General features: G+C 61.7%; 27 protein-coding genes and 1 pseudogene. 12 read left to right on the forward strand and 16 right to left on the reverse strand.

Annotation, left to right across the window (positions count from 1 at the left end; translation table 11 throughout):
- The 6 genes and pseudogenes from ACP151_RS05405 to ACP151_RS05430 form a co-directional block, all read left to right on the forward strand.
- A pseudogene (locus ACP151_RS05405) lies at positions 1–226 on the forward strand (IS5/IS1182 family transposase); the annotation flags it as partial.
- A 57-nt stretch (positions 227–283) separates the two neighbouring features.
- Complete coding sequence (locus ACP151_RS05410) at positions 284–532, forward strand: hypothetical protein (protein WP_424977841.1); 249 nt, start codon at positions 284–286, stop codon at positions 530–532.
- Between the two features lie 403 nt (positions 533–935).
- Entirely contained in the window at positions 936–1,769 is an 834-nt protein-coding gene (locus ACP151_RS05415) for an EAL domain-containing protein (protein ID WP_424977842.1), read from the forward strand.
- A 451-nt stretch (positions 1,770–2,220) separates the two neighbouring features.
- Positions 2,221–3,396: an acetyl-CoA C-acetyltransferase gene (locus ACP151_RS05420; protein WP_424977843.1), complete on the forward strand. Its 1,176-nt coding sequence runs from the start codon at positions 2,221–2,223 to the stop codon at positions 3,394–3,396.
- A 191-nt stretch (positions 3,397–3,587) separates the two neighbouring features.
- On the forward strand, positions 3,588–4,310 hold the full coding sequence (gene phbB, locus ACP151_RS05425) for an acetoacetyl-CoA reductase (protein ID WP_424977844.1): 723 nt from the start codon (positions 3,588–3,590) through the stop codon (positions 4,308–4,310).
- Between the two features lie 309 nt (positions 4,311–4,619).
- Positions 4,620–5,483, forward strand: a complete 864-nt coding sequence (locus tag ACP151_RS05430) for a DMT family transporter (RefSeq protein ID WP_424977845.1) — start codon at positions 4,620–4,622, stop codon at positions 5,481–5,483.
- Positions 5,484–5,575: 92 nt separating this feature from the next.
- Here the strand turns inward: ACP151_RS05430 and ACP151_RS05435 are convergent, their stop codons facing one another.
- The 3 genes from ACP151_RS05435 to ACP151_RS05445 form a co-directional block, all read right to left on the reverse strand.
- Positions 5,576–5,749, reverse strand: a complete 174-nt coding sequence (locus tag ACP151_RS05435; RefSeq protein ID WP_082020447.1) for a YdcH family protein — start codon at positions 5,747–5,749, stop codon at positions 5,576–5,578.
- Between the two features lie 234 nt (positions 5,750–5,983).
- Complete coding sequence (locus ACP151_RS05440) at positions 5,984–6,751, reverse strand: tRNA1(Val) (adenine(37)-N6)-methyltransferase (RefSeq protein ID WP_424977846.1); 768 nt, start codon at positions 6,749–6,751, stop codon at positions 5,984–5,986.
- Positions 6,748–6,963 carry a DUF2007 domain-containing protein gene (locus tag ACP151_RS05445; RefSeq protein ID WP_424977847.1) on the reverse strand — a complete coding sequence of 72 codons (216 nt, stop codon included), beginning with the start codon at positions 6,961–6,963 and terminating at the stop codon, positions 6,748–6,750. Before ACP151_RS05445 ends, ACP151_RS05440 begins: the two co-directional genes overlap by 4 nt.
- A gap of 57 nt (positions 6,964–7,020) precedes the next feature.
- Here ACP151_RS05445 and ACP151_RS05450 point away from each other — a divergent pair, with 57 nt between their 5' ends.
- Positions 7,021–8,019 (forward strand): polyprenyl synthetase family protein, encoded by a 999-nt coding sequence (locus ACP151_RS05450; RefSeq protein ID WP_424977848.1) that lies wholly within the window; start codon positions 7,021–7,023, stop codon positions 8,017–8,019.
- Between the two features lie 200 nt (positions 8,020–8,219).
- Here the strand turns inward: ACP151_RS05450 and ACP151_RS05455 are convergent, their stop codons facing one another.
- From ACP151_RS05455 to soxR, 4 genes are all read right to left on the reverse strand, one after another.
- A complete protein-coding gene (locus ACP151_RS05455; RefSeq protein ID WP_424977849.1) occupies positions 8,220–9,041 on the reverse strand; it encodes a 4-(cytidine 5'-diphospho)-2-C-methyl-D-erythritol kinase in 822 nt (273 codons plus the stop codon).
- Complete coding sequence (locus tag ACP151_RS05460) at positions 9,031–10,746, reverse strand: tetratricopeptide repeat protein (RefSeq protein WP_424977850.1); 1,716 nt, start codon at positions 10,744–10,746, stop codon at positions 9,031–9,033. Before ACP151_RS05460 ends, ACP151_RS05455 begins: the two co-directional genes overlap by 11 nt.
- A 136-nt stretch (positions 10,747–10,882) precedes the next feature.
- Entirely contained in the window at positions 10,883–12,532 is a 1,650-nt protein-coding gene (locus ACP151_RS05465; protein ID WP_424977851.1) for a 4Fe-4S dicluster domain-containing protein, read from the reverse strand.
- A gap of 169 nt (positions 12,533–12,701) precedes the next feature.
- Complete coding sequence (gene soxR / locus ACP151_RS05470; protein WP_424977852.1) at positions 12,702–13,181, reverse strand: redox-sensitive transcriptional activator SoxR; 480 nt, start codon at positions 13,179–13,181, stop codon at positions 12,702–12,704.
- Between the two features lie 97 nt (positions 13,182–13,278).
- On the opposite strand from soxR, the gene ACP151_RS05475 reads away from it, so the two are divergent.
- The 3 genes from ACP151_RS05475 to ACP151_RS05485 all read left to right on the forward strand — a co-directional run bounded on the left by ACP151_RS05475 (position 13,279) and on the right by ACP151_RS05485 (position 15,430).
- A complete protein-coding gene (locus ACP151_RS05475; RefSeq protein WP_424977853.1) occupies positions 13,279–13,659 on the forward strand; it encodes a VOC family protein in 381 nt (126 codons plus the stop codon).
- Positions 13,660–13,903: 244 nt separating this feature from the next.
- Complete coding sequence (greA, locus tag ACP151_RS05480) at positions 13,904–14,374, forward strand: transcription elongation factor GreA (protein WP_424977854.1); 471 nt, start codon at positions 13,904–13,906, stop codon at positions 14,372–14,374.
- A gap of 21 nt (positions 14,375–14,395) precedes the next feature.
- A complete protein-coding gene (locus ACP151_RS05485; RefSeq protein WP_424977855.1) occupies positions 14,396–15,430 on the forward strand; it encodes a hypothetical protein in 1,035 nt (344 codons plus the stop codon).
- Between the two features lie 152 nt (positions 15,431–15,582).
- On the opposite strand, the gene glp is transcribed toward ACP151_RS05485, so the two are convergent.
- The 5 genes from glp to fdhD all read right to left on the reverse strand — a co-directional run bounded on the left by glp (position 15,583) and on the right by fdhD (position 19,767).
- Positions 15,583–16,839 (reverse strand): gephyrin-like molybdotransferase Glp, encoded by a 1,257-nt coding sequence (glp, locus tag ACP151_RS05490; protein WP_424977856.1) that lies wholly within the window; start codon positions 16,837–16,839, stop codon positions 15,583–15,585.
- A complete protein-coding gene (locus tag ACP151_RS05495; RefSeq protein ID WP_424977857.1) occupies positions 16,836–17,648 on the reverse strand; it encodes a molybdopterin guanine dinucleotide synthesis in 813 nt (270 codons plus the stop codon). The genes glp and ACP151_RS05495 overlap by 4 nt, the downstream gene beginning before the upstream one ends.
- Positions 17,645–18,136 (reverse strand): molybdopterin-guanine dinucleotide biosynthesis protein B, encoded by a 492-nt coding sequence (gene mobB / locus ACP151_RS05500; RefSeq protein ID WP_424977858.1) that lies wholly within the window; start codon positions 18,134–18,136, stop codon positions 17,645–17,647. Before mobB ends, ACP151_RS05495 begins: the two co-directional genes overlap by 4 nt.
- Positions 18,133–18,774 (reverse strand): molybdenum cofactor guanylyltransferase MobA, encoded by a 642-nt coding sequence (gene mobA / locus ACP151_RS05505; protein WP_424977859.1) that lies wholly within the window; start codon positions 18,772–18,774, stop codon positions 18,133–18,135. Before mobA ends, mobB begins: the two co-directional genes overlap by 4 nt.
- Positions 18,775–18,894: 120 nt before the next feature.
- Entirely contained in the window at positions 18,895–19,767 is an 873-nt protein-coding gene (gene fdhD, locus ACP151_RS05510) for a formate dehydrogenase accessory sulfurtransferase FdhD (RefSeq protein WP_424978017.1), read from the reverse strand.
- A 64-nt stretch (positions 19,768–19,831) separates the two neighbouring features.
- Here fdhD and ACP151_RS05515 point away from each other — a divergent pair, with 64 nt between their 5' ends.
- Positions 19,832–20,560, forward strand: a complete 729-nt coding sequence (locus ACP151_RS05515; protein ID WP_424977860.1) for an AzlC family ABC transporter permease — start codon at positions 19,832–19,834, stop codon at positions 20,558–20,560.
- Positions 20,557–20,886, forward strand: a complete 330-nt coding sequence (locus ACP151_RS05520) for an AzlD domain-containing protein (protein ID WP_424977861.1) — start codon at positions 20,557–20,559, stop codon at positions 20,884–20,886. The genes ACP151_RS05515 and ACP151_RS05520 overlap by 4 nt, the downstream gene beginning before the upstream one ends.
- 23 nt (positions 20,887–20,909) lie before the next feature.
- On the opposite strand, the gene ACP151_RS05525 is transcribed toward ACP151_RS05520, so the two are convergent.
- The 4 genes from ACP151_RS05525 to ACP151_RS05540 all read right to left on the reverse strand — a co-directional run bounded on the left by ACP151_RS05525 (position 20,910) and on the right by ACP151_RS05540 (position 23,368).
- On the reverse strand, positions 20,910–21,527 hold the full coding sequence (locus ACP151_RS05525) for a hypothetical protein (protein ID WP_424978018.1): 618 nt from the start codon (positions 21,525–21,527) through the stop codon (positions 20,910–20,912).
- A 15-nt stretch (positions 21,528–21,542) separates the two neighbouring features.
- The gene (locus tag ACP151_RS05530) at positions 21,543–21,677 is read right to left on the reverse strand and encodes an aa3-type cytochrome c oxidase subunit IV (protein WP_424977862.1); all 135 of its coding nucleotides are present in this window, start codon (positions 21,675–21,677) and stop codon (positions 21,543–21,545) included.
- Between the two features lie 172 nt (positions 21,678–21,849).
- On the reverse strand, positions 21,850–22,299 hold the full coding sequence (locus tag ACP151_RS05535; RefSeq protein WP_424977863.1) for a DUF6173 family protein: 450 nt from the start codon (positions 22,297–22,299) through the stop codon (positions 21,850–21,852).
- 22 nt (positions 22,300–22,321) lie between these two features.
- A complete protein-coding gene (locus ACP151_RS05540; RefSeq protein ID WP_424977864.1) occupies positions 22,322–23,368 on the reverse strand; it encodes an MBL fold metallo-hydrolase in 1,047 nt (348 codons plus the stop codon).
- Position 23,369: the final 1 nt, after the last annotated feature.

A 23,369-nucleotide genomic window follows, 5' to 3' on the forward strand; every position in this document is an offset into this window, starting at 1 on the left:
CGAGATACTGCGCGCTTCGCAACGCTTCGGCAGGGCGCTGTGGAAACGATGGAGTGGTTATCACATCCGAAGTCGCGTGGAGGCCAAAATGCTATGCCTCAAGGCATTCGGCGAACGCATCATGGCGAGGGACCCAGACAGACAAACCGCCGAAATCCACATCCGCATCGCTCTCATGAACCGATTCTCGGCCCTCGGCACCGCCGAGATCGTGTGTGATGGATGAATCCGCCGCGGAAAGGGGAAGCTCGTCCTCAAAACGAGTTGCGCAACAACGCCAATCGTGGGTAAGAAGCTAGTTTCTGGCAATTCTTGGATTGTCGCCTCCGCAGATGGTAAGCTGACCGGGGTTTCCCGCAAGGGCGAGAAAATCACCGGTGCCTGGATTTGGCATAAGCGCTTCTTTTGCCGGAATATCTACCTTGGACAAACAAGATTACCTGAAGACTGCAATACCGTCAGCATCGATGGGAATACAGCGACCTTTACCCGCGACAAAGGGAAGGGCAAGGCGACCATATTTTCGTTCTAACAGTTTATCCGTCCTCTGACCCGGCAGAGTTTTGCGCTTTCTCATTCCTGAAAGACGCCCCGAACCGGCGCACTGGCATCGGATGGAGAGTGGAAATAAACCTGTTTCACTATTGATCGGAAAACTGCCGCATGTGATTGGCAATGTGGCCGTGCCGCTGGACCAACTGCCATTCCATTAGCGGGGCGCGCATGCCGACCCGCGGTGATGCGCCAGCTGCAAACAAAGTTACGCATTTGGCCCGCCATGCAAAAGCCGCGCCCCGGATTTGAGGGCTGAAGCCCAGCACCGCAGCGGAACTTTTCAAATTTTAATTTTAATGCCGCTTCAACGCTTTTGCAGCAGTCTGCATGACGCATCATACTACACCCCAACATTTCCCGTAAAAGGGGCATCACAGAAAATGAAACGACGCAGAGCAGATTTACCGGAAGGCGCCGAAAACCCACTGAATGCGGCGGTGACCGAACGCGACCGGTCGACCTTGGATATGGTGGCAGAAGCTGTACGGCACAATCAGACGGTGCTTGCTTACCAGCCGATCATGCAGGCAATGGCGCCGCATGGTGTTGCCTTTTATGAGGGATACATCCGGGTGCTGGACCCCACCGGTCGGGTCATTCCCGCACGGGAATTCATGCATGTTGTCGAAGACAAGGAAATCGGACGGGAAATGGACTGCCTCGCGCTGCAGCACGGGCTGAAAGCGCTGGAACACTACCCGCAGATTCGCCTGTCGGTGAACATGTCCGCTCGCTCCATCGGCTATCAGCGCTGGGGTCAGGTTCTTGATCGTTTCCTGAAACGCGACTCCACCCTGGGTGAACGGCTGGTTCTGGAAATTACCGAGGCCTCTGCCATGGCCGCGCCGGAGCTGGTGACAGATTTCATGGGCCGCATGCAGCAGCACGGGATCGCCTTTGCACTGGATAACTTCGGCGCCGGCACGACCGCGATCGGAAACTTTCGCCAGTTTTTCTTTGATGCGGTCAAAATCGATGGGCAATTTGTGCGCGGCATATCGCGCAGCCACGACAACCAGGCCGTGGTCCGCGCCCTAATCGGCATTGCCAAGCAATTTGACATGCTGACAGTCGCGGAATCGGTTGAAAACCAGGAGGACGCAGAGTTCCTGGTGGAAAATGGCGTCGACTGCCTGCAGGGCTATCTGTTCGGCGCCCCTTCCGTCACTCCGCCCTGGATCGAGGACATGAAGAAACAGCAAGAGGCAGGCTGAGCGATCCAGCTGCGGCGCGCGACCGGGTAACTGGTTGCAATGGTCACTGAAGCTGCGGCAACGGTCCCGCGCGCACTGCAAGGCGCCCTTTTTCCCTGCCGCTTTCACTTTGGCTTCCCTGCCGGTTTTACCTTTGCGCTGCTTTACCCCGGCCGGTCTCCGGCTGCGCTGTTTTACCGTTTTCGCGGCACACACAGGGTATATTTTCGCCCCCTGACCTGCTGTCTTGCGGCGTCACCGCTGCTGGCAGATAGACGTCCTAACGGTCAAGGCGCAACCTGCTGTTGACTCTGCCGCACTCCCTGAGACACCCTGTCAATTGCTGCACGTGCAGCAATAGATTATGTCGGTACCCGGAGGATTCGGGAAAGATTCTTGCGTGGCCGATTTTCACCTGGCCACAACAGGGCGCTCCCGGGAGACCAGAATTGATGGCAGAGGACCAAAATCAATGACCAATGTTGTAATCGCATCCGCCGCGCGCACGGCCGTCGGCTCCTTTGGCGGCTCGTTCGCCAATACCCCGGCCCACGATCTGGGCGCCGCCGTGCTGGAGGCCGTGGTGGCGCGCGCGGGCGTGGACAAATCCGAAGTGTCCGAGACCATTCTCGGCCAGGTGCTGACCGCAGCGCAGGGCCAGAACCCGGCCCGTCAGGCCCATATCAATGCAGGCCTGCCCAAAGAAAGCGCCGCCTGGGGCATTAACCAGGTCTGTGGCTCCGGCCTGCGCGCCGTGGCATTGGGTGCACAGCATATCCAGCTGGGCGATGCCTCCATCGTGGCCGCAGGTGGCCAGGAAAACATGACACTGTCCCCCCATGCCGCGCATCTGCGCGCCGGCCAGAAAATGGGCGACATGAAATACATCGACACAATGATCCGCGACGGGCTGTGGGATGCGTTCAACGGCTACCACATGGGCCAGACCGCAGAAAATGTGGCTGACCAGTGGCAGATCTCCCGCGATATGCAGGACGAATTCGCCGTCGCCTCGCAAAACAAGGCGGAAGCGGCGCAGAAGGCTGGCAAATTTGCTGATGAAATCGCCGCCTTCACTGTCAAGCACCGCAAGGGCGACATCGTGGTAGATCAGGATGAATACATCCGCCACGGCGCCACCATGGAAGCGATGCAAAAACTGCGCCCGGCCTTCACCAAGGACGGTTCGGTCACCGCTGCCAACGCCTCTGGCCTGAATGATGGCGCCGCTGCAACGCTGCTGATGAGTGCCGATGAGGCCGAGCGCCGTGGTATCGAACCGCTGGCCCGAATCGCCTCTTATGCCACCGCGGGTCTGGATCCGTCCATCATGGGCGTCGGCCCGGTCTATGCTTCCCGCAAGGCCCTGGAGAAGGCCGGCTGGGCCGTAGGTGACCTGGATCTGGTGGAAGCCAACGAAGCCTTTGCCGCACAGGCCTGTGCCGTGAACAAGGACATGGGTTGGGATCCGTCGATCGTCAATGTGAACGGCGGTGCCATTGCCATCGGCCACCCGATCGGCGCTTCCGGCTGCCGGGTGCTGAACACGCTGCTGTTCGAAATGAAGCGCCGCGGCGCCAAGAAAGGCCTTGCGACACTGTGCATCGGCGGCGGCATGGGCGTCGCCATGTGCGTCGAACGCCCGTAAAAACCGGCAACAGACCGTAAAATGAGAAGGACGCCCCCGTGGCGTCCTTTTTCTTTTACATGGCAGTCCTAATACTGCAGGTGCGACAATTTTTTTGCGGCAATGCAGAAATTTGCCGCGCAATATTGTTGCTCTTGCTTGCCACAAACTGTAGCAAGATTACCAAGAGACTATGACTGGAGGATTCTTGAATGGCACGTACTGCACTCGTCACCGGCGGTTCCCGCGGCATCGGCGCAGCAATTTCCCAGGCGCTGAAGGCGCAGGGCTGCACTGTGGCTGCAACTTATGCCGGCAATGACGAAGCCGCGGCAAAATTTACCGAGGAAACCGGTATCAAGACCTATAAATGGAATGTCGGCAGCTACGAGGAAAGCGCTGCCGGCATCGCCAAGGTCGAAGAAGATCTGGGCCCGATCGACATCGTGGTCGCCAATGCCGGCATCACCCGCGATGCACCGTTCCACAAGATGACGCCGCAGCAGTGGCAGGAAGTGATCGACACCAACCTGACCGGCGTGTTCAACACCGTGCACCCGATCTGGCCCGGCATGCGCGAGCGCAAGTTCGGTCGCGTCATCGTGATTTCCTCGATCAACGGTCAGAAAGGCCAGTTCGCGCAGGTGAACTATGCCGCCACCAAGGCCGGTGATCTGGGTATCGTGAAATCGCTGGCCCAGGAAGGTGCGCGTGCGGGCATCACTGCCAACGCCATCTGCCCCGGCTACATCGCCACCGAAATGGTGATGGCGGTGCCGGAGAAGGTGCGCGAATCGATCATCGGCCAGATCCCGGCCGGCCGCCTGGGTGAGCCGGAAGAGATCGCCCGCTGTGTGGCTTTCCTGGCCTCTGACGACTCGGGCTTCATCAATGGCTCGACCATCTCCGCCAACGGCGCGCAGTTCTTCGTCTGATCTTTCGCTTCAGCGGAAACGGCAAGGGCCGGTCCTGATGGATCGGCCCTTTTCTATTCCTTAAGAACGCTGGCGCCGGGCTGGGTGTGGCATTGGGGCGGCGACCGCTGATTATCAAGGATCTGCGCCAAGTGCGTCTGCTAGCGCCCTTTCAAGTTCGCCATCCAGTCTGCCGCTTACTGTGCCGGCCTGAGGCCAAGGACCAACCGCAGATCACCACCTTCCGCGAATGGTGCTTTGCGAAAATGGAAAAACCGCGCATAAGTGGGGCGGCATGCAAGTCATCCCGTTTCAGGATCTCTTATCCCAATGACCAAGACCCGCGCGACCATCATTGGCTTCATCGCAGTTCTGTTGTGGGCGCTGCTGGCGCTGCTGACCGTGGGATCGGAGCCGACCCCGCCGTTGCTGCTGAACGCCCTGTGTTTCACCATCGGCGGCACATTGGGGATCATCTGGACTGCAGTCTCGGGCAGGCTGGGACAGCTGAAGGACGTGCCGCTCAAAGTTTACGCCTTCGGCACGATTGGACTGTTCGGCTATCACCTGCTGTATTTCTCGGCACTGCGGCTGGCACCGGCGGCTGAGGCCGGGCTGATCTCCTATCTATGGCCGTTGCTGATTGTGCTGTTTTCAGGCCTGCTGCCAGGGGAGCGGCTGAAACCCGGCCATTTGATCGGCGCTGGCCTGGGCTTTGCCGGGGCGGCCACCATCATATCCGGCGGCGGCAGCGGATTTGAGGTGCAGTATCTGCCCGGCTACGGGCTGGCCTTGCTCTGCGCGCTGACTTGGTCAGGCTATTCGGTGCTGTCGCGGCTGGTGGGCAAGGCTCCGACCAGTTCGGTTGCTGTATTCTGCCTGACCACGGCGGTAGCATCCTGGGGATTGCACCTGGCCCTGGAAGAAACCGTTTGGCCCGCCGGCACCCTGGGCTGGACCTCTACTCTGCTGCTGGGTCTTGGCCCTGTGGGGCTGGCATTCTATGTCTGGGACATCGGCGTCAAACAGGGTGACATTCAGATGCTCGGCACCAGCTCATATGCGGCACCGCTGCTGTCCACGCTGGTTCTGGTGCTGGCTGGAATTGCCCAAGCCTCCTGGGTTCTGGCGCTGGCAGCGGCGCTGATTACCGGCGGCGCACTGATTGCAGCACGGGCCAGCGCTGCGAAGTGATCAACCTCCGCACCCTTTCCTGAAAAGAAAAGAGGGCCGCCGCGCAGGCAGACCCTCTGAACCTTGGTGCCGGGTCAGCCCGGCGGAATTCTTCAGACGGCTTCAGCGGTCAGGCGGGAAATCTCTTCCTTCAGCTTCAGCTTTTGCTTCTTCATTGTTGCGATTTCCAGATCATCGGTTCCCGGTGATCGCTGGGCCTGTTCCACTTCCATGCTCAGATGCTCGTGCTTCTTCTTAAGTTCGGTCAGATGCGAGCTGAGGCTCATGGCAACCCTCCTTTTTTGAGCTGAATGTGTTTCGACAAAACGAGTGGAGCATAAGTTTTCCAGTCTGTCACGCCGCAGCCGCAGTATTTTTGTCATGAAATTTTCATATCAACCCTACGCCGCGCAATTTGCCGCAGACAGGCGACCCCTATGGTCGTATTTTCCTTGGAGTTTTTCCCGTCAAAGGCGCAGAAGAGGCAATAGGAACGGCCGCGCGTCTCGGCAGAAAATTGCTCACTGCGGCCAGGGCAAGGCCGCAGCATCACGCAGAACAGCGCGGATTTTCGGCTGATAGCTATCGCCGTCCCGCTCGTGCTGATGCCCTTCATGCAGGACCAGCGGCGCATGCAGCCGGAAATCCGCCTTGCCGCCCTTGCGCGCGCGCAGGATGACCAGTTCAGCAGCTCGGCCTGCACGTGGGCAGAGCGGCAGGATTTCGAGCGACCCCAGACTGCCGCTGCAACCCGCCAGCATGTCCGGCAGCCGGTCAGCCCGCTGGATCATGTGCAGGTACCCTTTTGGCGCCAGGCGGCGGGCGGCGACTGCAATCCAATCCGCCAGCGGCGTCTCTTCCCCCAAGGCCCGCCGACGGCCTGCATCCTCGGACTGGCTGTGCGCGCCGCGTTTGTAATAAGGCGGATTGGCGATGACGTGCTGGAAGTGACGCTGTTTCAATTCGCTAGGAAGGGACGACAAGTCCGCCTCGACCACCTCAAGCTTTTGGTCGTTTGCGGCGGCATTGCGCCGGGCAAGATCCGCGTAAGGCAGCTGAAGCTCAACCCCTGCCAGAGACAGCCCGGGCACCCGGCCGCCCAAACACAAAAGCGCCTGCCCGGCACCGCAGCCAAGCTCCAATACGGCGTGCCCTGGCGCCGCTGGAACTGCTGCCGCCAGCAGCACCGGGTCAACCCCGGCGCGGTAACCTTTGTGCGGCTGCAACAATTGCACCCTGCCGCCCAGAAACCCGTTGCAGCTGAGCTCATTGTCAGTGAATGCGGTCATCGTCCCAACGGGATTTCATTGTCGCGCATCACGATCACGGCTTCATAATAGTCATCTTCATGCACCATCAGGCGACGCGGGAAAATTCCGATCCCGCCTTCCAGGATGCTCATATTTACGTCCATTTGAAAGCAGTCTATATCCTCTCCCTCAAGAAGGGCGGAGGCAAAGGCCATGATCGTCGGATCGGTGCTGCGTAAAAGCTCTTTCATGGGGATGGATCTAAGGGCAAGGTGCAGGCCTTGTCGAGCCTTGCGAGCAGGAAAGTGATGGACCAAGTGATGACCCGGAAGCCGCATGAGATGCTGGCCGCGACACTGAGCCAGGAACTGGACGCGGTGAATGCGCTGATCCGGACCCGGATGGCGTCCAAACATGCGCCGCGCATCCCCGAAGTCACCGCGCATCTGGTCGAAGCAGGCGGCAAGCGGCTGCGGCCGATGCTGACACTGGCGGCGGCGCGGCTCTGTGGATACCAGGGCGACCAGCACCTGAAACTGGCGGCCACGGTGGAATTCATCCACACTGCCACCCTGCTGCATGACGATGTTGTCGACGAAAGCAGCCAGCGGCGCGGGCGGCCTACTGCGAACCTGTTATGGGACAACAAAAGCTCGGTTCTGGTTGGCGACTACCTGTTTTCCCGCAGCTTCCAGCTGATGGTCGAAACCGGCTCTATGCGGGTGCTGGACATTCTGGCCAACGCCTCTGCCACCATTGCCGAAGGCGAAGTGCTGCAGATGACCGCAGCGTCGAACCTGAAGACGGATGAGGACATCTATCTGCAGGTGGTGCGCGGCAAGACTGCGGCACTGTTCTCGGCGGCAACCGAAGTGGGCGGCGTGATTGCCGGCGCGTCTGAGGATCAGGTGAAGGCGCTGTTTGATTATGGTGATGCGCTGGGAATTGCCTTCCAGATCGCTGATGACCTGCTGGACTACCAGGGCGACAGCAAGGCCACCGGCAAGAATGTCGGCGATGATTTCCGCGAACGCAAACTGACCCTGCCGGTGATCAAGGCGGTGGCGCAGGCGACGGACGAAGAACGCGTCTTTTGGATGCGCACCATCGAGAAGGGCAAGCAGGAAGAGGGCGACCTGGAGCAGGCGCTGGCGCTGATGGCCAAGTACAAGACGCTGGAGGCCACCCGCGCGGATGCCTATGGCTGGGCCACCAAAGCGCGGGATGCGCTGCAGGCGCTGCCCGATCATGAAATCCGCAGCATGCTGAGCGACCTGGCGGACTATGTGGTGTCACGGCTGAACTGAGACGGGTAGTTCCTTCAAGAAAGAGGGGGCGCTGCCCCCTCGGCCTGATGGCCTCACCCCCGGGGTATTTTTGACCAGAAAGAAGCGACATACGGTGGCGCGCCGTGCGCCAGCGCGGCGCCAGGCCCAACGGCGGGCAAGCATCTTTGATGCGCCGGGCCGCGGGCGGGAGCTCCTGTTGCGGAGTCGGGCGCGGACTGTCAGGTCAGAGTAGCGGCGCTGCACCACCATCCAGGGTGTTCGGCGCCAATTTCATAAGCCGCCATATGGGCGGCTTTTTTTGTGGGATAGAGCGCAAAGCAGGTGGCGCCGGAACCGGACATACGCGCCAGCAAAACCTGTCGGGTATTGCGAAGATCCGACAGAACCCGGTCGATTTCCGGAGCAACGGCGATGGCCGGGGTCTCCAGGTCGTTGCGCTGCTCTGCCAGCCAGGCGGCGCAGTCTTTTGCCTCCGTGAAGGCAGGGATTTCCGCCGGCATCGGCGGGTTGTTGCGGCAGGCGAGCGCTGAAAACACCCCCCCCGTCGGGACATGCGCGCCAGGATTGACAATAAGCGCGTGCAGTTCGAGCAATTGCACCGGCGTTACCTGCTCGCCGATCCCCTGCATCCGGGCCGCGCGAGCTGCCATGCAGACCGGCACATCCGCTCCCAGCGACAGGGGCAGGTCTGCGGGAATGCTGCCGCCCTGCCCGGCAATCCAGCGCAGAATGGCGGCGGCATCCGAGGATCCGCCACCGATGCCGGCACCGTGAGGCAATTGTTTGTCGAGGGAAATCTGTCCGGCCCACCCCGCCCCTTCGGCAGCTCTCCACACCAGATTTCGCTGATCTGCGGGCACGCCCTTTGCAAACAGACCAGAGACCTCCAGCGTCAATTCACTGCCCGGATCAAAGCGCAGTCGGTCACCGGTATCGGCAAAAACCACCAGCGAATCCAGCAGGTGATATCCGTCGCCGCGGCGGCCGGTCACATGCAGGGTCAGGTTGATCTTGGCGGGTGCTGCGACGTCAGCCGCCATTGGCGACCTTCAGAGGCTTGGCGCCTTCCTCGGCCAGAACCGCGTCGAGGCCGACTTCCAGCTTGCGGCGGATGCGCTCAGGGTTGGCTTCGCCGTCTGTGTCCTCTGGGTCAATGAACGACAGTGCGCGCTTCCATTGAAATTCCGCTTCGCGCTCGCGGCCCACCGCCCAATAAACGTCGCCCAGATGGTCGTTGACCACCGGGTCGACCGGCATCAGTTCCACTGCACGCTCCATATGGGCGACGGCCTCGCCGAACTGGCCCATGCGGTAGAGCACCCAGCCCAAGGAGTCGACGATGAACCCGGAGTCGGGGCGCGCGGCAACCGCGCGCTCGATCATGTCCAGTGCCTCATCCAGCTTGCTGCTTTTCTCCACCAGCGAATAACCGAGGTAGTTCAGCACCTGCGGTCGGTTCGGGTCCAGCTCCAGAGACGCGCGAAAGTCGGCCTCTGCCTGCGGCCACTGGTCCAGGCGCTCGTGGCAGATGCCGCGGGCATAATACAGGAACCAACGGCTGGAGGAATCCTCAGGTGTTTTGTCCAGCGCCTTGTCATAGGCGCGGGCGGCTGCGGCGTAGTCTTCCTCCTGGCGCAGCAGATCGCCCAGACTGATGTAAACGCCGGGCTGGCCGGGAAAGTCGCGGGCCAGTTTCTCCAGCACTTCGATGGCGGCATCCGGCTTGGCAGCGCGGCGCAGCGCCTCTGCCCGGCCCATTTCGGCCGCGTGATAGTCCGGGTGGTCGGCAGGCACCTGCTTGTAGGTGGCAACAGACAGTTCATAGCGGCCCAGCTGATCCAGGAGGCTTGCGCTGAGCAGGATGGCATCCACATGATCCGGGCGCAACGAGGCTGCCATGCGGGCATACATCAACACATAATCATTGGCGGTATCGCCATTCAGCGCCGCGCCGAGGGTAAAGAACACCTCGGCAATGCCATCCTGCGGACTGGGGGCAATGGTGTAGGCCAGGGTTTCACCGGCAGCGAGCCGTGCGTCCAGTGTCTCCAGTCCGGGGTCGAGACTGCTGCCGAAAGCGGCGGCCAGCGCTTTGCGGGCATCCTCATTGCGGCCCAGCTGCGACAGGATCTGCACCCGCGCCACCGCAGCACGGCGGCTGAGAGTGGCCAGACGGCCGTTCTCTTCGGCAAAGATTTCCTCGGCGCCGCCATAGTCGCCGGCAGAGGCCAGCGCCAGGGCCCGGTGATAAAGCACGAAAGGTTTCAGGCTGCCATCCTTGACCAGTCCGTCAAATGCGTCCAGCGCACCGGAGACGGAGCCCGCACCAACCTGCGCCCAGCCTTCCAGCAACCCGTCCACCAGCGGATGGATCGCGTCCTGCTCGGGGTCGCGGTCCAGAATGGCCTGATAGTCGCCCCTGGCGGCATGGCCGCCTGCCGAGACGATATTGGCAACCTGGCTGCGGGCGCCTGTCTGGCGCAGCCGTTCAGCCACCGGCACCGCAAGCTCTGCCTGCCCCATGGCGAGCTGGGCAAACACCACGTTTTCCATCAGCAGCGGGTTGTGCGGATCGCGCGCCAGCGCCTGAGTGTAATAGAGCGCCGCTGAGGCGAAGTCGCTGTCATAGGTCGCGGCCCGTCCGGCCAGGTAGGATCCTGCCAATCCCCCGGCCTGCACTGCGGGTGCGGTGGCGGCGGCCATCAGGGCCGCACAGGACAAGCTGCGAAGAATGGATACGGGCACTGGGGACCCCCTTACGGTTTACTGCTCTTTGCTCTTCTAAGAAAGCGTAGTGCGGCGCCCGTCAACACGCAATGGGGCGGCCCGAAGACCGCCCCATAAAATCCGGCAAAAGCCCGCCGGAAACCTAACGTTCCCGTTACATGTTCGGGTAGTTCGGGCCGTCGCCGCCCTGGGGCGTGGTCCAGGTGATGTTCTGGGACGGGTCCTTGATGTCGCAGGTCTTGCAGTGGACGCAGTTCTGGAAGTTGACCACGAACTCGGGCTTGCCATCGTTTTCAACCACTTCGTAGACGCCGGCCGGGCAGTAGCGCTGCGCCGGTTCTGCGAACTTGGGCAGGTTGACCGCGATCGGAGTGTCGGCGTTGCCCAGCTGCAGGTGGCAGGGCTGGCTTTCCTCATGGTTGGTCATTGCGAAGGACACGTTGGTCAGACGGTCAAAGGACAGCACGCCATCGGGTTTCGGATAGTCGATAGGCTTGTGCTTTGATGCTTCTTCGGTCGATTCGGCGTCGTTCTTGCCATGGCTCAGGGTGCCGAACAGCGAGAAGCCCAGGATGTTGTTGGTCCACATGTCCAGACCGCCCAGCATCAGAGAGGCCGTCAGCCCCCATTTGGACCACATCGGCTTGACGTTGCGGACCATCTTGAGATCTTTGCCGATAGCGCCGTCGCGGACATCGGTCTCATAGGCGGTCAGTTCGTCGCCCGAACGCTCTGCCTTGATCGCGTCATAGGCCGCCTCAGCTGCGGCTTTGCCCGACAGCATTGCGTTGTGGTTGCCCTTGATGCGCGGCACGTTGACCATGCCGGCAGAGCAGCCCAGCAGCGCCACGCCGGGTGCGACCAGTTTCGGCATCGACTGATAGCCGCCTTCAGTGATGGCACGGGCGCCGTAGGCCACGCGCTTGCCGCCTTTCAGCAGGTCGGCAACCACCGGATGGTGCTTGAAACGCTGGAATTCCATGTAGGGGAACAGGTGCGGGTTCTTGTAGTTCAGGTGCACCACGAAACCGACATAAACCTGGTTGTTGTCCAGGTGGTAGATGAACGAACCACCGCCCGCATTGGAGCCCAGCGGCCAACCCATGGTGTGGGTGACGGTACCTTCCTTGTGCTTGGCAGGGTCGATCTCCCAGATCTCTTTCATGCCAACGCCGTATTTCTGCACGTCCTTGCCGGCCGCCAGATCGTATTTGTTGATCACTTCTTTGGCCAGCGAACCGCGCACGCCTTCGGAGATGAAGACATATTTGCCGTGCAGCTCCATGCCGGGCTCGTAAGACGGGCCGGGGGTGCCGTCGGGGTTCTTGCCGAATTCGCCGGCGATGACGCCTTTGACTTCACCGCTATCACCATAGACCAGTTCCGAGCACGCCATGCCCGGGAAAATCTCGATGCCCAGTTCCTCGGCCTGCTCTGCCATCCAGCGGCAGACATTGCCCATGGAAACGATGTAGTTGCCGTGGTTGTTCATCAGCGGCGGCATCGGGAAGTTGGGAATGCGGATCTGGCCGCCCTCGCCCAGCATCAGGAAGTTGTCTTCCTTGACCTCGACGTTCAGCGGCGCACCTTTTTCTTTCCAGTCAGGGATCAGCGCGTTCAGGCCGCAGGGGTCCAGAACTGCGCCGGACAGGATATGCGCGCCCACTTCCGAGCCCTTTTCCAGCACCACGACCTCAAGGTCGCTGTCCAGCTGTTTCAGGCGGATGGCCGCAGACAGACCGGCAGGGCCGGCCCCGACGATCACTACGTCGTATTCCATCGCTTCGCGTTCAATCTCGGCCATTTGCGGCGCTCCTTGGCTTTCTGTTCGCTACCGGCCCCACAGGGTCATGCGGGCGCAATTTTCTTTCGCGGCTGCTTAGCCTTTGGCGCCCCCTTGGGTCAATCCAAACTCCGCGACAAACACCTGTAAAACAGGCAACTGAGACAAAAAGTGCGTCCATTTTCGTCACTCAAGGTGCGTTTTCCGCCCCGGTTCCGGTCTCAGGGCTGTCTCCCATCAGGTAACGGGGTCCCTGCCCCCTCTCTGCCGCTTTGTCTTCGGGGTTGTAAAGTTTGCAATTCGGAAGCGAAAGACAGCCGCAGCCTATGCAGCCGTCCAGATTGTCGCGCAATTTGACCAATGTTTCGATTCGCTGATCCAGATGCGCGCGAAACCCTTCGGAGATCCGCGCCCAGTCCTCTTTTGTCGGCGTCCGTCCCCCAGGCAGGGTCTTCAGGAAGCCACGGATCTGGGGCAGCGAGAAGCCAAACTGCTGCGCAATCATGATGAAACTCATCCGCCGGATATCTGCCCGGTGAAACCGTCTTTGTCCGCCCGCATTGCGCCAAGGTTCTACCAGCCCCTGTGCTTCGTAGTAGCGAATGGCCGATACGGCGAGGCCGGTGCGTTCGGACAGAGAGCCAATGGATATCCCGGCTGTGGCGGGCATGGAGAAACTCCTGAAAAATTACCTTGAGCTAAAGTTAGGTTTAGAAATTACGATGAGTCGTATCAACAGGTTTGCTCAGAGCAGAAGGAGATTTCCAATGAGCGCAGTTCTGGAACATGCAAACGTCACCGTCGCCGACCCCAATTCCACCGCGACATGGATGAAGCAGGTTTTCGGCTGGCATGTGCGCTGGCAGGGCGAGGCCAAGAATGGCGGCTATACAGTGCATATCGGCGCAGAAGACAGCTACCTGGCGCTGTACACGCCGCGTGAACCGGCCGATACGGCGCCGGAAAGCTATGGCATCATCGGCGGGCTCAATCATTTGGCGGTGATCGTCGACGATCTGGACACCACCGAAGCCGCCGTAAAGGCCGCCGGTTTCACCCCGATGAACCATGGCGACTACGAACCCGGCCGCCGGTTCTATTTCCACGATGACAACGGCATAGAATTCGAAGCCGTGCAATATGATTGATATTCTCTGGCAGGCGACCCCGTCGCTGATGCCTGAGCGCGGCATCTTCCCGCGCATATCTGTGGAAAATCCGCCCAAACCGCCTGCTTAGGCAGATTTCCCTGCGCCTGGGGTTCACGCCCACTTGAAATCGGGCGCCGGATTGGGTCAGGTGTTTGTTAACCGGACCGGAGGCCCCGCGGCTCATGCTGCGGGGCTGCGGTTTTCCTAGAGACAAGAACAATAAGCGACCTGGACCAATCACATGGAAAAGATCCCGATGACCCCAGCGGGTTTCACCGCGCTGGAAAGTGAACTGAAGAACCTGAAGTCCGTCGAACGCCCGGCCATCATTCAGGCCATCGCCGAAGCGCGCGAGCTGGGCGACCTGTCGGAAAACGCTGAATACCACTCAGCCCGCGAAAAGCAGTCCTTCATCGAGGGCCGCATCAAGGAGCTGGAGGGCGTCCTGTCGCTGGCAGATGTGATCAACCCGGCAAAGCTGTCCGGCGCCATCAAATTTGGCGCCAAGGTGACCGTGGTGGATGAAGACACCGACGAGGAGAAAACCTGGCAGATCGTCGGTGAGCACGAAGCCAACATTGAAGCGGGTCTCTTGAACATCAAGTCTCCGATCGCCCGTGCCTTGATCGGCAAAGACGAAGGCGACAGCGTGGAAGTGCGCACGCCGGGCGGCGAGCGTGCCTACGAGATCCTCAAGATTGTCTATTCCTGACCAGCAAGGATTCATGTGTTCATGACAGGCTCCAGCAGCAGTCCAGGTCCCGGTTCCCGTCCCGCAGGCAGCAGCCCGCTGCGGCGGCTGGACGGGCCTGAAGGCAACGGGCTGGGCGGTGCTGAAATGGCTGCCATTGCCCTTGGTGCGCTGTGGCTGCTGGCCATTGTCGGCTTTTATGTTTTTGCTCCGGAAGGCCGCGGGCTGGCGCAATGGGCGGATCTGATCACCAGCGTGCTGGCGGTTGTCCTGCCATTGGCAATGCTGTGGGTTGCTGCCTCAGCGGCGCGTTCAGCCCGGGTGATGCGGGAAGAAAGCGAACAGCTGCAAGCCGCCATCGACGGGCTGCGCCAGAGCTATCTGGCCCAGGCACAGCAGCATGCCGGCGTGGCAGAGACTTCGGTGGCTAAACGCCTGGAGGAGATCGCCGAGGCCACCCGCAAAACAGAAACCACACTGGCCACCTTCCACACCAGCCGCCGTGCCGATCCGATACGCCCGGCCATCCCGGCTGAGGCGGCAGAGATCACGGCAGCCGGACAAGGGTCGCTGGCGCTTGGCACCCGCGCTGCGGACACCGCGCCCCCCTTGCCCGCAGAGCAGTTCATCCGCGCATTGAACTTCCCGGAAACCGCCGAGGACACGGACGGCTTTGCCGCGCTGCGGGCGGCACTCAAAGATCGCAAGGCTGCACAGGTGGTTCAGGCGGCCCAGGATGTTCTGACGCTGCTCAGCCAGGACGGTATCTACATGGACGACCTGCGCCCCGATATGGCCAGGCCTGAGATCTGGCGCCAGTTCGGCCAGGGCGCGCGCGGCCGTGCAGTGGCCGCTCTGGGCGGCGTGCGCGACCGGACGTCTCTGGCACTGACCGCAGCCCGGATGAAGCAGGATCCGATCTTTCGCGACGCGGCACATCACTTTCTGCGCCGCTTCGACCAGATGTTCGCGGAATTTGAGTCGGAAGCCACCGACGGCGAGATTTCCGCCCTTGGCAACACCCGCACCGCCCGCGCCTTCATGCTTCTGGGCCGTGTCGCCGGAACGTTCGACTGATCAGAGCGCCCCTGCGGGCCGCGGCCTGCGGCGCAGGTATTTTTGACCAGAAAGAAGCAGCAGGCGGTACAGCGCCGCGCGCCAGCGCGGCGCCCGGCCCAACGGCGGGCAAGCATCTTTAATGCGCAGTTGCGCCGGCGGGAGTGCTCCGATTACATGAAAAAGCTGCCATAGGGGAGGAAGCGCACAGGATCGCCCGGCCTGATCTCAGCCGCACCGTCGCCAAGTTCCACCAGCCCTTCCGCCCAGCTGAGGCCGCTGATGCGGCCGGAGCCTTCGGATTTGAATACTTCGGCCTTGCCATCCCGCATCCGTGCCCGCAGGTATTCGCGGCGGCCCGGTTTCTTTCGTTTTTCAAAGGCAGCAGGAACTTCAAACCCCTGCGGCGCCTGCCAGCCCGCACCCGCCAGAAGCCCCATGGAAGGGCGGGCAAAGATCAGCGTGCAGACCAAGGCTGCAACCGGGTTGCCCGGCAGGCCGAAGACCGGCGTGCCCTGCCACATGCCCAGCGCCAGCGGGCGGCCGGGCTTCAGCGCAATGCGCCATTCCTGCATTGCACCCGCCTCCTGCAGGAGCGCTGACATATGGTCCTCATCGCCGGCAGAGGCGCCGCCCGAGGTCAGAATCATATCCGTGCGCGATACGGCACCATCCAGATGCGCACGCAGGGCTTCCCGGTTGTCCACAGCTTTGCCCAGATCCACCGGCACAAAACCCAACTGGCGGATCAGCGCCAACAGCATTGGTCGATTGGCATCGAAAATCTGCCCCCTGCCTGCAGGCGCCCCGGCCTCAACCAGTTCGTCGCCGGTGGAGAGCACCCCCACGCGCAGCGGCAGCCGGACCGTCAGCTCTGCCAGCCCGGTGGCCGAAGCCAGTGCAAGATCGGCAGGGGTTATGACCCGGCCTGCGGGCAGGATGACGTCATCGGCGCAGACATCCTCGCCCGCCTTGCGGGTATTGGCGCCGTGTTTCAGGGGGCCGTTAAAGGCGATTTGTGTACCGTCGGTGTTAACGTCTTCCTCCAGGATAACGGTATCCACGCCGTCGGGCAGTGCCGCACCTGTCAAAACCCGGATGGCGCGGCCTGCGGGCACTTGCGCGTCAAACGGCACGCCCGCCGCAGCCCGACCCGCCACCAGCGGCAGCACATGCGGACCTTCCGGTTTGCCGCCAGCAAAGCCATAGCCGTCCACCGCCGTGTTTGGCAGCGGTGGATTGGCGCGTTTCGCCACTGCATCCTGTGCCAGCACCCGGCCCAAAGCATTGGCCAGGGGCACGGTTTCAGCGCCGGTGACCGGTCCCAGCCGGTCCCGCAGCAGCGCAAGCGCTTCATCAACCGGTGTCCAGTTCACGCCCGCAGGCAGTGCGAAACAATCATTACTGAGCGGCGGCGGTGTCAGGGTCATTGCGGTTCCACTCCCAGGATCCAGCCCTCTTCGGGCGCGCAGATATTCAAAAGCCGCTCCAGTTCTGCCACAGGCTTGGCGGCAAGTTCCAGTGCGACCTGTTGAACCTGCCAGGCATCCTTGATGAGACCGGCCGGTGGCTGGCCAAGATTGAGCGACGGCCAGATTTCGACAAGGGCCACAGGTTTGCCCAGTTCTTCAAACGGCCAGACCGCCACTTGCCCGGCAAAACGGCGACGCAGGCGCGCCAGCACCGGCAGCCCCATCATTACCTGGCTGCCCACCGCGCCGGCGCCCGCCATCTGCCAGCAGGTGAAACTGCCTTTGGCCAGATGCTCCACCGCGCGCCGGTCCGGGAAAGGGTTGCCGTATTCCGCCTTGGTGCGCGGCAGCCCATTGATGTTCCGTTTCAGGGCATTGGCCCAAAACGGCCCCTGCCCGCCGAAGCTGCGGTTGATTTCGCCGGCAAGATCAAAGCGGTTGTTGGCCTGCGGGCTGTCCTCAACACGGTCTTCGAGCCACGTCCAAAGGTCCAGTGGATCAGCCGAACCGGTCAGCGCCTGCGCAAAGCCTGCCGGGTAGCCGAATGGGAAATCGAAGCCCAGAAACAGCTTTCGGCCTGCGCTGAGTTCGACCTCCACAAGCTTCACTAGCCAGTCTTCCGCCAATTGCCGGTTCCGCAGGTAAACCGGGTCTTCGGCAGCACCCTCGCGCATTACGCAGGCCCAGATGGCATCCTTTTTGGGCTTCGCCCCACGGTCGTTGCCGCCGGACCAGTCCACCATAGCAAATGTCTGCCAGCGGCTCACATCGTCAAGTCCGACTGGATGAAATCAGCGACAGCTGCTGTATCGTTCAGATCAAAGACCGGCCGGTCCAGATGCAGCGGCACGTCGCTGGCCACTGCCCGGATGGTAGGATCATCGGGCGCAATCAGCGGCTGGCCTGCGGCGGTGCGGTAGGCTTCGATCTTGGGGTGGGCTTCGCGCTTGAAACCCTCGACCAGGATCAGATCAACGGGACGCAGGCGCGACAGCAGCTCGGTAAAGGACGGCTCCCCTGCCCCGCGCAGCTCCTGCATGATGGCGACCCGGTTGGGTGAGGCCAGTACCACTTCGGAAGCGCCCGCCTGCCGATGGCGGAAACTGTCGGTACCGGGATGGTCCACATCCGTTGCGTGATGCGCGTGCTTCAGCGTCGAAACGGTGAGGCCCCGAGCGCAGAACTCTGCCACCAACCGCTCCATCAGCCCAGTCTTGCCGTTGTTTTTCCAGCCGGTGACGCCGTAGATCTTCATTTCAGCAGTGCCACAGCCCTGGCCAGATCATCCGGCGTGTTGATGTTGAAGAAAGGGTCAAAGGGATCAGACTCGAACAGGGCTTCGCGACCGCCGTGCTGGTCCGTCCATAGAACCACCTTGCGCAGGCCATCCTGCAGCGCTGCGCGCAGATCATCGCGCAAGGCAACGGGCCAGAGGCCAAAGGCCGGGTGCCGGTTGATCCGCTTGCCGCCGCCGGATTTCAGCGCCTCGTCGCCGGTGCGCGGTGTGGTGGCCAGCGCCAACGGATGCTCCATGCCTTCCGCAGCGGCAGTCAGCCGGGCCGCCAGATCCTGCGGAAAAAAGGGCGTGTCGGCAGCAGCAGTGACGATGCTGTCCGCCCCCTGCTCTGCCGCCCAGTCAAGGCCCGCCAGAACGCCTGCCAGCGGACCAGCAAAGCCTTCAATCGAGTCAGCTATGACCGGCAGGCCTAGATCAGCGAAGCGCTCAGGATCGCCATTGGCGTTGAGCGTCAGGCCCGCGACCTGCGGAGACAACCGGTCCACGACACGGGACAGCAGGCTTTGGCCGCCGACCTGCAGCCGCCCTTTGTCGCCACCGCCCATCCGGGTGGCAAGGCCGCCTGCGAGGATTACGCCGAGGGGTTCATGCTTCATCAGTCTGCTCCAAATGCGACTCGCCTGGAGGCACACCGGGCACTGCCCGACCGCCTCCATTGTCGGGCGCTACGCTTCCACCTGCGGCCGGGTACTGCCCTCCGCGTTCAATTGCGCCAATCATCCCGCACTCTTCCTACGGTGCTTCTTTTCCTCAACCGGCGCATCCTTCGGGTCCATGTCGCGCACCAGCCGCTCCTCGCCCGCAAGGCAGATAAACCGCTGGCCGCGCATCCGGCCGATCAGGGTCAGGCCAACCTCGCGGGCGATCTCGACGCCCCAGGCGGTGAAGCCTGAGCGGGACGCCAGCACCGGAATGCCCATCATCGCGGTTTTGATCACCATTTCCGAGGTCAGCCGCCCTGTGGTGTAGAGGATCTTGTCTGCCGCCTCTGCCTGCTCGGACAGCATCCAGCCCGCAATCTTGTCCACCGCGTTGTGGCGGCCGACGTCCTCCATATAGACAAGCGGGCGCTCCTGTTGGCAGAGAACGGTGCCATGAATGGCTCCGGCCTCAAGGTACAGCGAGGGCGTGCGGTTGATCTTATGCGCCAGCGTGTAGAGCCAGGAGGTTTTCACCTCCACCTCAGGCAAGCGCACGTCCTCCAGCCCCTCCATCATGTCGCCGAAGACGGTGCCGACGGCGCAGCCGGAGGTGCGGGTCTTCTTCTTCAGCTTCTCCTCGTGGCTGGTTTCCACCGCGGTGCGCACAACCACGGTCTCCAGATCCTCGTCATAGTCGACGCGGGTGACCTCATCTTCGTTCCGCAGCATGCCCTGATTACGCAGGAAGCCAAGCGCCAGATATTCCGGGTAGTCGCCGATGGTCATGGCAGTGACGATTTCCTGGGAATTCAGGAAGATGGTCAGCGGGCGCTCCTCGACCACTGCGATCTCGCTGGTTTCGCCATTCTGGTCGGTGCCGGTGACGGCGCGCGTGAGCCGCGGGTTGGCGACGCCGGGCGCGATCAGATATTCTGACGTGATATCCATACTCACCAATTGCATTCCTTCTGCGTCCGCCGTAGGCCGGTTGCAGGCAATTTAGGACGCGCTGATGGCAATCACCACCACCAAATCAGCCTTTTGGAAAGGCTTCCGCGACAGCGCGCCGTTTGTGTTCATGGCCTCTCCGTTTGGCTTCCTGTTTGGGGTGCTTGCGGCAGAGGCGGGGCTGATCGTACCGGAGGCATTTGCGTTTTCGCTGGCAGTCTTCGCCGGTGCGGCGCAATTCACCGCGCTGCAGCTGATGCAGGAGAATGCGCCGCTGATAATTATCCTGCTCTCGGCACTGGCCGTAAATCTGCGGATGGCGATGTATTCGGCGTCGCTGACGCCCTATCTGGGTGACGCCCCGATGTGGCAGCGGGCGATTGCAGCCTATTTCATTGTCGACCAGTCCTATGCGCTGTCGATCGTGCAGTTTGAACAGGAACCCAAGATGCCGCTGGCGCAGCGGATGGCCTATTTCTTTGGCACCAACGGGCTGATCGCCCCGACCTGGGTGACTGCCACAGCGCTGGGGGCGCTGGTCGGCACCCGCATTCCAGAGAGCTGGGGGGTGGATTTTGTCCTGCCGCTGGCGTTTCTGGCGATGATCGGCCCGATGCTGCGCACCCCGGCGCATGTGGTGGCCTGTTTCGTCGCTGTGGCGGCTGCACTGCCGGCTTCTGCCCTGCCCTATAATCTGGGCCTGATCGTTGCGGGGATTGCCGGCATGATTGCAGGCGCCCAGGCGGAACTGTGGCTGGAACGGCAAAAGACCAAGCAGGAGCACGGGAAATGAACAGCATTCCACCGCATCTATTGTGGACCGTGATCGCCGGGCTGACGCTTGGCAGCTTTGCTTTGCGCTTTGGCTTTATCGGCTTCATGGGTGGCAAACCCATCCCTGACTGGCTGATGCGGCATCTGCGCTACACGGCTGTGGCAATCATCCCGGCGCTGGTGGCGCCGCTGGTGGTCTGGCCTGCCCCGACTGGCGGTGATCCCAGTCTGATGCATTTTGCAGCCGGTGCAGTGACCTTGGCCGCAGGATATCTGACCCGCAATGTGCTGATCGGCCTTGGCACTGGCGGATTGTGCCTGCTGCTCTTGTATCTCGCGGCCTGACCCGGCAACGCCGGGGCAAAGCGTTACTCGGCTGCAGTTAGTGCTGCGTCGCTCTTGGTGATGCCCGTCTGCAGGTCTGCACTGTCATTTTCATAATAACGTTCGGTCGAAACGCCGGGGAGACGGCCGAACTGTTCAGACAGTTTATCGGGATAAAAAGTACGATCGAGACTCTCGAACCCCGGGATCTGCTGCAGGATGCCGATGGTGGCCTGTGCACAATAAGCACCGGGCACGCGACCGTTGGTCACGGCCAGCTGATACGCTTTCTGGGCCTGTTCCGGGGTGACTTCAACCTGCTGCACCACGACATGGAAAGTGCTGCGGGCATGGGCGCCGCGATAGGCCTTTTCAACTGCAGGAGTAATGCCGTACAGGACGTCATTCCGCTCTGGCACCGCTGAAGCGTAGAATGAACCTGCGGGGTCGAAGATCACCCGTTCCGACGCGTTGATCATCAGCGACGTGTGACCACCCCGCCCCGTGCGGTTATTGATCATCGTATAAAGGGTCAGCGTCGCCGGACCCGCGTGGCGGTAGGACGCCTTGGCCAGGGTGCCGGCATCCGCATTTGGCTGCTGCGGCGCCGCACAACCCGCAAGCGCCAGCATCATCGCGCCGAGGCAGAGCAGGTTGCGCATCATTATCGTCCCGGATCAGGTGGCAAAAATCGCCAGGAACAGCGCCAGAAAGACCATCGCAATGCAGAAACGGGTCACGAAGGTCATGAAGCTCGAGAACATCTTCTCCTGAACGGTGATGTCCATGCTGCCGTGCTGATGTTCAGCCATTTGTTTTATCCCTCAAGTTCACGTGCATTTTTTCGCTGATTACCGGATTTGCTGCGCTCTGTCACCACGTCATTCAGGCGCATCCGGGGGAAATGCCCCCGGAAAACCCTGGAAATACGACAGCTGTGCGGCCATCGCGGCCTGTGCAGCGAATCGCGCCGCCTGCTGCGGCTCAGCTGTTTTCCAGATCAGAGGCCAAACGGAATCCGATCCGGTTCGCAGGCGCCTCTTCCACCGCCTTGGGGACGGCGCGCAGCATGACATTCAGCTGGCTGACATGCTGCACCAGCTGGGTGCGCCCACCGGCATCGCTGCCGTAGAAGGTCACGATATCCGGATCAAAATACCCCATGCCTTCGATCCGCAGCACCCCGGCATCGCCGCCGGTGAACCCCATGGCCACTTCGTGTTCATTGTCCAACTGCTGTTCGAAATTCTGGATATAAAGGATCAGCCGCTCATAGGCCCAGCGCGCCGGACTTTTGGCCGCGTCCTGCTGCTGCAGTTTTTCCGGCACCTTGGTCAGGCCCGCACAAGCTTCCGGGTCGGCGTGCACCTCATGCACACAGGGCAGAATTGCGGCCTCGGCCGCTTCGGCGCTGGTTGAAATCTCGTTATCCATGCTCTCCCCTATCCGGGGTACATCACCCCTTGCTTTGATACAGCCAGGCGCCGTCTTCGCGCTTCCAGCGTTCCACCTGGCCGGTGTGGTACAGATGATTTACATGGGCCACTGCTTCAACCAGTGCAAGCCCGTACTCACTTTCGCCGATTGTGCGCTTGAACAGGGGCGCAAAGCAATCAGCCGCTGTGCGCGGCACGGAAAGGTGATCCATCAGCCGCTCCAACGCGCCGTGGTGGTTGCCGATCAGCTGCTGCATCCTGAGCGGCAGGCGCGAGAACGGCAGTTTGTGGCCGCCAAGGGCCAGATGATCGGGGCGTGCCAGTTTCGCCAGCCTTTCACAGGACTCCAGCCATTCTCCCAATGGGTCCGCCATGGGTTCAGTGGCATAAACGCCGATGTTGGGGCTGATGGTCGAGAGGATCTGGTCGCCGGTGATCACCAGGTTGTCGTCGCGGCTCCAAAACGTCGCGTGCTCTGGCGCGTGGCCATTGCCGGTATGCACATCCCAATCGCGGCCACCCATACGGATCACATCGCCCTGCTTGATGCGGGTAAAGCCCAGTGGCATCGGATGCACAGTGTCGGCAAAGTTGAAGGGCCGGTCGCTGATGCGCTTCTCATAGACCTCGGACGCCATGCCGGCGCTGCGGTAATAGGCCAGCGTTTCTTCCGGCCAGACCTCCTGCACATCCAGCGTCAACATGCGGGCAAACAGCCAGGCGGTTCGCGTGGTGACCAGTTCGGCTCCGTGCTGCGACTGGAACCAGCCTGCCAGGCCGATGTGGTCAGGATGGTGATGGGTCACAACGACCCGGCTGACCGGCTTGCCCTGCAGCGGACCCGCCATCAGCGTTTCCCAGATGCCGCGGCTTTTGCGGGAGTTAAAGCCGGTGTCGATCACGGTCCAGCTGTCGCCCTCATCCAACGCGTAGATATTGACGTGATCCAGTTTCATCGGCAGCGGCTGCCGCATCCAGAGCACGCCGTCGGCCACCTCGATGGCCTCGCCTGCGGCGGGCGGCTCTGCCCAGGGGGTACGGGGGGAGACGTCGGGGATATCGGTCATG

This window comes from Leisingera sp. S232 (assembly GCF_049800895.1).
GTDB lineage: Bacteria > Pseudomonadota > Alphaproteobacteria > Rhodobacterales > Rhodobacteraceae > Leisingera.